This is a genomic window from Phyllobacterium sp. P5_D12 (assembly GCF_054049495.1).
This window is the reverse complement of record NZ_JBFUMG010000195.1, coordinates 1-7,894: the sequence shown is the minus strand read 5'-3', so window position 1 is coordinate 7,894 and position 7,894 is coordinate 1. Positions and strand designations below refer to the sequence as shown.

Below are 7,894 nucleotides of genomic sequence, written 5' to 3'. Positions count from 1 at the left end.
TTGCGAGCCAGCTTCATCAATTCACGCTCGAGGTTACGAACACCGGCCTCTCGCGTATAATTGCGAATGATGGCGCGGATAGCATCCTCGGATACAGAGAATTCCTTCGGCTGCAATGCATGATCGCGGATTGCCTTTGGCAACAGGTGCCGCTTGGCGATTTCCAGCTTCTCATCTTCCGTGTAACCGGCAATACGGATGATCTCCATGCGGTCCATCAAGGGACTTGGGATATTCAGCGTATTGGCTGTCGTCACGAACATCACATTCGAGAGGTCATACTCGACCTCGAGATAGTGATCCATGAACGTGGAGTTCTGTTCCGGATCGAGCACCTCCAGCAGAGCTGATGACGGATCGCCGCGGAAGTCCTGGCCCATCTTGTCGATCTCGTCGAGCAGGAAAAGCGGGTTTGACTTCTTCGCCTTCTTCATCGACTGGATGACCTTGCCGGGCATCGAACCGATATAGGTGCGGCGGTGGCCGCGGATCTCGGCCTCGTCACGCACACCGCCAAGCGACATGCGAATGTATTCGCGGCCGGTAGCCTTGGCGATTGAACGGGCGAGCGAAGTCTTGCCGACGCCGGGAGGACCAACGAGGCAGAGGATCGGGCCTTTGATCTTGGTCGACCGGGCCTGCACCGCCAGATATTCGACAATGCGGTCCTTGACCTTGTCCAGGCCATAGTGCTCGGTATCCAGAACTTCGTCAGCGAGGTTCAGATCGTTCTTGATCTTCGACTTTTTGCCCCACGGAATGGACAGCAGCCAGTCGAGATAGTTGCGAACGACAGTCGCCTCGGCGGACATCKGGCTCATCTGACGCAGCTTCTTCAGCTCCGCATTGGCCTTTTCGCGCGCTTCCTTCGACAGTTTCGTCTTCTTGATGCGGTCTTCCAGTTCTGCGGACTCGTCGCGGCCATCTTCGCCATCGCCAAGTTCCTTCTGGATCGCCTTCATCTGCTCGTTCAGATAATATTCGCGCTGCGTCTTCTCCATCTGGCGCTTGACGCGCGAGCGGATACGCTTTTCGACCTGAAGAACGGAGATCTCCGACTCCATGAAGGACATGGCCTTCTCCAACCGCGCACGCACGGAAAGGATCGACAACATATCCTGCTTTTCAGGAATCTTGATCGCAAGATGCGACGCGACTGTATCGGCCAGCTTCGAATAATCCTCGATCTGTCCGGCAGCGCCGACAACTTCAGGCGAAATCTTCTTGTTCAGTTTGACGTAGTTTTCAAAATCCGACACGACCGAGCGGGCAAGAGCCTCGATCTCGACCGGATCTTCTTCCGGTTCTGTGAGCGTCACGGCAGAGGCTTCGTGATAATCTTCGCGCTCGCTGAAACTGGTGATCTCAGCGCGGGCAATGCCTTCAACCAGCACCTTGACCGTGCCGTCTGGCAATTTCAGCAATTGCAGGACGTTGGCAATAGTGCCGACCGTATAGATCGCGTCAGCCTGCGGATCGTCGTCCGCAGCGTTCTTCTGTGTGGCAAGCAGGATCTGCTTGTCGACGCCCATAACTTCCTCAAGCGCGCGAATGGATTTTTCGCGGCCAACGAAGAGTGGAACGATCATGTGGGGGAAGACAACAATATCGCGCAACGGCAGAACGGCATAAAGCCCGTTCTCGCCACCCGCCGGTGTCTTCTTGCTTGCAACCGTCATTTTATGTCCTTTCTCAGGCCATTCGGCCAGATCGCCACGTCCGGGTACCCTTTAAGCTGCATGGCCAAATCCAAAATCGAGATCCACTTTGGCGGCGCATGCATTGAGCGGCGTACTACCGTTTATGCAGCTTAACACTTACTTGGAGTGGAGGCCCGCTTGTTTCAAGCACCCACACCCCAAGCTCATTCACAGAATCGTAATCTATCCTGCGCTCACGACAGTCCGAGCGCAATCGCTCGCAAGGCCATGCACAGAATTCGACCCAAATACAAAACAGAAAAGCTCCGCGAGACGCGGAGCCTTGCCGTTAGACTGCTCTATTTCCGATGACTTACGCGGAAACATTGCCTTTTTCTTCCTTGCGCTCGGCATAGATATACAGAGGCCTTGAGTTGCCTTCCACGACGTCGCCGGAGATCACCACTTCCTGGACACCATCAAGCGTTGGCAACTCATACATCGTGTCGAGAAGAATCTTCTCCATGATCGATCGCAATCCCCGCGCACCGGTCTTTCGAGCAATCGCCCGCTTCGCAATGGCCTTCAGCGCATCCTCATGGAACGTCAACTCGACGTTTTCCATGTCGAACAAGCGCTGATACTGCTTAACCAGAGCGTTCTTCGGTTCGGAAAGAATCTGCACCAGTGCGACCTCATCGAGATCCTCAAGTGTCGCGATAACGGGCAGACGACCAACGAATTCGGGGATAAGACCGAATTTCAGCAGATCTTCCGGCTCGAGTTCGCGGAAAATAGCGCCGACACGACGATCGTCTGGGGCCTTGACCGCAGCACTGAAGCCGATGGACGTCTTTTCACCGCGGGCCGAGATGATCTTGTCGAGACCGGCGAAAGCGCCACCGCAGATGAACAGGATGTTGGTCGTGTCCACCTGCAGGAACTCCTGCTGGGGATGCTTGCGGCCACCTTGTGGCGGTACGGAAGCAACGGTGCCTTCCATGATCTTCAACAGCGCTTGCTGAACGCCCTCGCCAGACACGTCGCGTGTAATGGACGGGTTGTCAGATTTACGGCTGATCTTGTCGACTTCATCGATGTAGACGATGCCGCGCTGCGCCCGCTCGACATTATAGTCCGCCGATTGCAACAGCTTCAGAATGATGTTCTCGACATCCTCGCCGACATAACCGGCTTCCGTCAGCGTCGTCGCGTCCGCCATCGTAAACGGCACGTCGATGATACGGRCAAGCGATTGCGCCAGATAGGTCTTGCCGCAACCGGTTGGGCCAACGAGAAGGATGTTGGACTTCGCCAGTTCGACTTCATTGTTTTTCGATGCGTGGGCCAACCGCTTGTAGTGGTTGTGCACCGCGACGGAGAGAACACGCTTGGCATGATTCTGACCGATGACATAATCATCGAGAACAGCCATGATTTCCTGCGGCGTCGGGACGCCTTCACGGGATTTCACCATCGAGGATTTATTTTCCTCGCGGATGATGTCCATGCACAATTCGACGCATTCATCGCAGATGAAAACAGTCGGGCCCGCAATCAGCTTGCGAACTTCATGCTGGCTCTTCCCGCAAAACGAGCAATATAGCGTATTCTTGGAATCGCCGCCGCCGTTGCTGACTTTGCTCATTGCAGTTTCCTTTCAGTATCGGTCCCGCTCTCCCGGGTCCGCCACTTCCTCCAGGTGGAAGTGAATAGTCATTCGTAGAATAGGCTTCTCTAACTCACCAATGGCTTAACGTAACGTCTGCTCCGCTCTATGCAAGCTGCATGTGTGGCAGAAAGTCCGCATCGGGGTCAAAAAAACTTCATTTTTGACCCCGATGCGCGATTTAGCCGGTTACTTAGTGTCACCTTCGAGCACAGCGCGCGATTCAAGCACCTTGTCGATGAGGCCGAACTCGAGTGATTCCTGCGCAGTCATGAAATGATCGCGATCGAGGGTACGTTCAATCGACTCGTAGTCGCGGCCGGTATGCTTGACATAAATCTCGTTCAGGCGGCGCTTCATCTTGATGATGTCCTGGGCATGACGCTCAATATCTGACGCCTGTCCCTGGAAGCCACCTGACGGCTGATGCAGCATGATGCGAGCGTTCGGAAGGACGAAACGCATGTCCTTCTCGCCGGCGGTCAGAAGCAGCGATCCCATGGATGCAGCCTGGCCGAAACACAGCGTTGACACGGCTGGGCGGATAAACTGCATCGTATCGTAGATCGCCATGCCGGAGGTGACGACCCCGCCCGGCGAGTTAATATACATGTTGATTTCTTTTTTCGGATTCTCCGATTCAAGGAAAAGCAGCTGCGCACAGACAAGCGTCGCCATGCCGTCCTCGATCGGCCCGGTTATAAAAATGATGCGTTCTTTCAGCAGGCGCGAAAATATATCATAGGCCCGCTCGCCCCGATTGGTCTGTTCGACGACCATTGGCACGAGATTCATAGCTGTTTCGATTGGGTCTCTCATCGGTGGGCCTCAGCGTTTTGGAGAATAAGGGGCTTAACCACCCCAGATTCGTGGAAGACTAACCGATACATAGGGCGTCGCCACCCGGTTTCGCAAGATGTTCAACACATGATCATCGACACAAGCCGAATTCTGCTCAAAGCCTGATCACATATTCCTTGCGCGTCGTCTCGAGCACTTCCCAGGTTCCGCGGAAGCCGGGACGCAGTACGAAACTGTCACCCGCCTCGACATGCTGTTCACCGCCGCCCTCATCGGTGATGATCGAACGCCCGGAAAGGATGTGGCAGAACTCCCATTCGTCATAGGCGATGCGCCATTTTCCGGGTGTAGCTTCCCATATCCCCGCATAGATATTGCCTTCAGCCTCCTCGCAATTCCAGGTGCGAAACTGCGGATCTCCAGAAATCACGCGCTCTGGTTTCGGCACGCCGTGCTCAGGGTCGATATTGCCAAAATCAATTTTAATGAAACTTTTCATGGAGTTACCCTGCCTTTGCCAGCGCTTGTTCAAGATCGGCGATGATATCCGCAACGTTCTCGATGCCGATCGAAAGCCGCACCACATCGGGACCAGCGCCTGCCGCGATCTTCTGATCGTCGCTGAGTTGCCGGTGGGTCGTCGACGCAGGGTGAATGACAAGCGATCGCGTATCGCCGATATTGGCAAGGTGCGAAAAGAGCTCCAGATGCTCGACGAGTTTGACGCCGGCATCATACCCACCCTTCAAACCGAAGGTGAAAACCGAGCCCGCTCCCCTCGGCGAATACTTCTGCTGCAGCTCGTAATAGGAATCGTCCGCCAATCCGGCATAGCTGATCCAATCTACTTTCTCATTTTGTTTCAACCACTTGGCGACCTCAAGCGCGTTGTCGCAATGGCGCTGCATGCGCAGCGGCAGGGTTTCGATGCCGGTCAGAAGCTGGAAGGCATTGAATGGCGAGAGCGCTGGTCCGAGATCACGCAGACCGAGCACGCGGCAGGCGATAGCAAAGGCGAAATTGCCGAAGGTCTCGTGCAATACCACCCCATTATATTCGGGACGCGGCTGCGTCAGCAGCGGGTAGTTTCCCGATTTCGACCAGTCGAAGGTCCCGCAATCGACGATGATACCACCCATGGAATTGCCATGTCCGCCGAGGAACTTCGTCGCAGAATGTGCAATGATATCAGCGCCATAGTCGATTGGACGTATCAGATATGGTGACGCCAGCGTGTTGTCGACGATCAGGGGAAGGCCATGCCGATGGGCGATTTTTGCGATGGCTTCGATGTCGGTGATGATGCCGCCGGGGTTGGCGATGCTCTCGATGAAGATAGCGCGGGTCCGGCCATCGATCTGCGCCTCGAATGCCGCGGGATCAGTCCCGTCTGCCCAGCGCACCTGCCAGTCGAATGATTTGAACGACTGGCCGAACTGGTTGATGGACCCGCCGTAAAGCTTGTTCGACGAGACAAAGTTATCCCCAGGCTGCATCAGTGTATGGAATATCAGAAATTGTGCCGCGTGACCGGATGCAACCGCCAGTGCGGCCGTTCCACCTTCAAGTGCCGCGACACGTTCTTCCAGTACCGCATTGGTTGGATTGGTGATTCGGCTGTAGATATTGCCGAAGGCCTTCAGGCCAAACAGGGACGCCGCATGCTCCGCGTCATCGAAGACGAACGCCGTCGTTTGATAGATCGGCGTCACCCGCGCGCCCGTTTCAGGGTCGGGCCTGGCTCCGGCGTGGACCGCCAATGTTTCGATTCCGGGGGCCCGATGCGCCATGTTTGTCCTCCTGTTGCCAACCTGCCTGCAAGGCTATGGGATTGCGACGCTGGGGCCAAGTGCGCATTTTCGCAACCAAGGACAATCTAATTACAGCCGGCGATTGAGATTCTTATGCCGTTTTCGGGGTTTCGTGCGTAGGAATCGGCACTTCTTGCATGAGAATCGCCTAAAAGCGTTCAACTCGTTCGCCGGAACAGCACCCGGGTATTTCATTTTCAGCGATCGACAAAACTGAATCTGCGCGGCGGGGAAATCCCATCCTAGACGCGCATGCCGAGCCGGGGAATTTCGATGGCCGGGCACCGGTTCATGACCACCTGGATCCCGGCTGCTTCCGCCTTGCGCGCTGCAGCCTCATCCCAAACACCGAGCTGAGTCCAGATCACACGCGGCAGCGGTTCGAGTGCCAAGGCCTCATCGACCACACCCGGAACGGCAGACGAGTTGCGGAAGACATCCACCATATCGATCGGCTYGGGAATGTCGGCGAGCCGCGCATAGACCCGTTGACCAAGAATCGTCTTTCCCGCCTGCCCCGGATTGACCGGTATGACGTGACATCCCTGGAGCAGCAGAAATCGCATCACGGAAAAACTCGGCCGCGTTTCATTGGGCGAAGCGCCGGTCAAGGCGATGGTTTTTACCGAAGATAATATCTCGCGAATATAGTCGTCGGAATAATAGTCATGTTCCTGCATCAGCACGCATATCCTGTTTTCCGTTTATCCGGGCGGCGCCGCCCAAAGTTCATAGAATGGCTTCAGCGTACGCAAATGCTTTTGGACGATCGCCATGTTCTCCGGCGTCGGTTTTGCATTTTCGACCTTGGCAAGCCCGGTTTTCAATCCCGCGATCATATCGGTCTTTTCCTGATCGGAAAGATTTGGCATGGCGGGAATGGCGGCGATCGCTTTGTCCACTTCGGCGCGCGGATCGGGGTTGGTCGCCCAATGATAGGTCACCATGATCGTATTRGTTGTATCCACCCAGTCCGAGAAGCTGGCAAAACCATATTCCGCCGCTTTCACATCGAGGATGGCGGCTCGCTCCGCGGCTTCCCCCCTGCCGTCCACTTCACGTACTGTCGCAGCCACGGGTGCAAATCCGAAAAGGAAACGTTTGATCGTATCCTCCGTCAGAGGCACCGGCCGCTCCGGCAGACTGAATGTCTCAACAGCTTGTATCGGGGTTGTTGTCCTCTGTGTCGCGATAGTTCCCGCATAGGCAAGCGCGAAAACGCAGCATGCTGCGACCAATCCAGGCGGTTTCATAACGTCCTCCGTCTTGAAAAGACGATGCAGAAATAGGAGCGTCAAGAATAACAGTTAAGTGTAAAGAAAAAACAGCAAGGGATGGATTTTATGGCTGTAGCGATGGACGTAGAGGCGTTGACTTCCTTTCTGGAACGCGAATTTCCACAGGTGAACGCGGAAGGAATGGACTTTACGGTGACTGACGCCGGCGACGGTTTTGCGTCCATGCGGCTCGATCCGTCAGACCGGCATTTGCGACCGGGTGGCACGGTCTCCGGGCCAACATTGTTCGCACTCGCCGATATCACAGCCTATATCGCGATCCTGGCGCAGATCGGTCCGGTGGCCCTCGCCGTGACGACGAACCTCAATATCAATTTCCTGCGCAAACCGGAATCGGGGCCTGTCGATGCCAAAGCAACGATTCTCAAACTCGGCAAGCGTCTGGCCAYTGTCGAGATTTCCATGACCAGCCGTTCAACAACCGAACTCGTAGCGCATGCAACGGCAACCTATTCAATCCCGCCCCGCCCCGTGCCTTCGCAATAAGCTACTCTTCACCAGACAACCTCGCGTGTCTTCACCCGGCTCCCGCCTGCCTGGCTGTCTACTCCACAACCTGTACCTTTGCCGCAGCCCTTGCTCTGGCGGCAGGCAGGGGCGAGCGGGCGTCGAAGAAGGTCTGGATCTCGCTGAAACTGACATAGCCGTCATGATTGCCGTCGATCTGCGCAAAAT

Annotated in this window: 8 protein-coding genes; 1 reads left to right on the top strand and 7 read right to left on the bottom strand. The window is 55.7% G+C overall.

Annotated elements, in window-relative coordinates:
- The 7 genes from lon to ACXJ5O_RS14090 all read right to left on the bottom strand — a co-directional run.
- A partial coding sequence (lon, locus tag ACXJ5O_RS14120; protein WP_457300438.1) for an endopeptidase La occupies positions 1–1,679 on the bottom strand: 1,679 nt, incomplete at its 3' end.
- A 334-nt stretch (positions 1,680–2,013) separates the two neighbouring features.
- Positions 2,014–3,288 (bottom strand): ATP-dependent Clp protease ATP-binding subunit ClpX, encoded by a 1,275-nt coding sequence (gene clpX, locus ACXJ5O_RS14115; protein WP_457300437.1) that lies wholly within the window; start codon positions 3,286–3,288, stop codon positions 2,014–2,016.
- Positions 3,289–3,498: 210 nt separating this feature from the next.
- Positions 3,499–4,128 (bottom strand): ATP-dependent Clp protease proteolytic subunit, encoded by a 630-nt coding sequence (locus ACXJ5O_RS14110; RefSeq protein ID WP_112530883.1) that lies wholly within the window; start codon positions 4,126–4,128, stop codon positions 3,499–3,501.
- A 136-nt stretch (positions 4,129–4,264) separates the two neighbouring features.
- Positions 4,265–4,609, bottom strand: coding sequence for a cupin domain-containing protein (locus ACXJ5O_RS14105; RefSeq protein WP_457300436.1), 345 nt, complete (start codon positions 4,607–4,609; stop codon positions 4,265–4,267).
- Positions 4,610–4,613: 4 nt separating this feature from the next.
- Positions 4,614–5,900, bottom strand: coding sequence for an O-acetylhomoserine aminocarboxypropyltransferase (locus tag ACXJ5O_RS14100; RefSeq protein WP_457300435.1), 1,287 nt, complete (start codon positions 5,898–5,900; stop codon positions 4,614–4,616).
- Between the two features lie 263 nt (positions 5,901–6,163).
- Positions 6,164–6,601 (bottom strand): CoA-binding protein, encoded by a 438-nt coding sequence (locus ACXJ5O_RS14095; protein WP_457300434.1) that lies wholly within the window; start codon positions 6,599–6,601, stop codon positions 6,164–6,166.
- 24 nt (positions 6,602–6,625) lie between these two features.
- Positions 6,626–7,174 carry a hypothetical protein gene (locus ACXJ5O_RS14090; protein WP_457300433.1) on the bottom strand — a complete coding sequence of 183 codons (549 nt, stop codon included), beginning with the start codon at positions 7,172–7,174 and terminating at the stop codon, positions 6,626–6,628.
- Between the two features lie 90 nt (positions 7,175–7,264).
- Between ACXJ5O_RS14090 and ACXJ5O_RS14085 the strand changes: the two genes are divergently transcribed.
- Entirely contained in the window at positions 7,265–7,705 is a 441-nt protein-coding gene (locus ACXJ5O_RS14085) for a PaaI family thioesterase (RefSeq protein WP_457300432.1), read from the top strand.
- Positions 7,706–7,894: the final 189 nt, after the last annotated feature.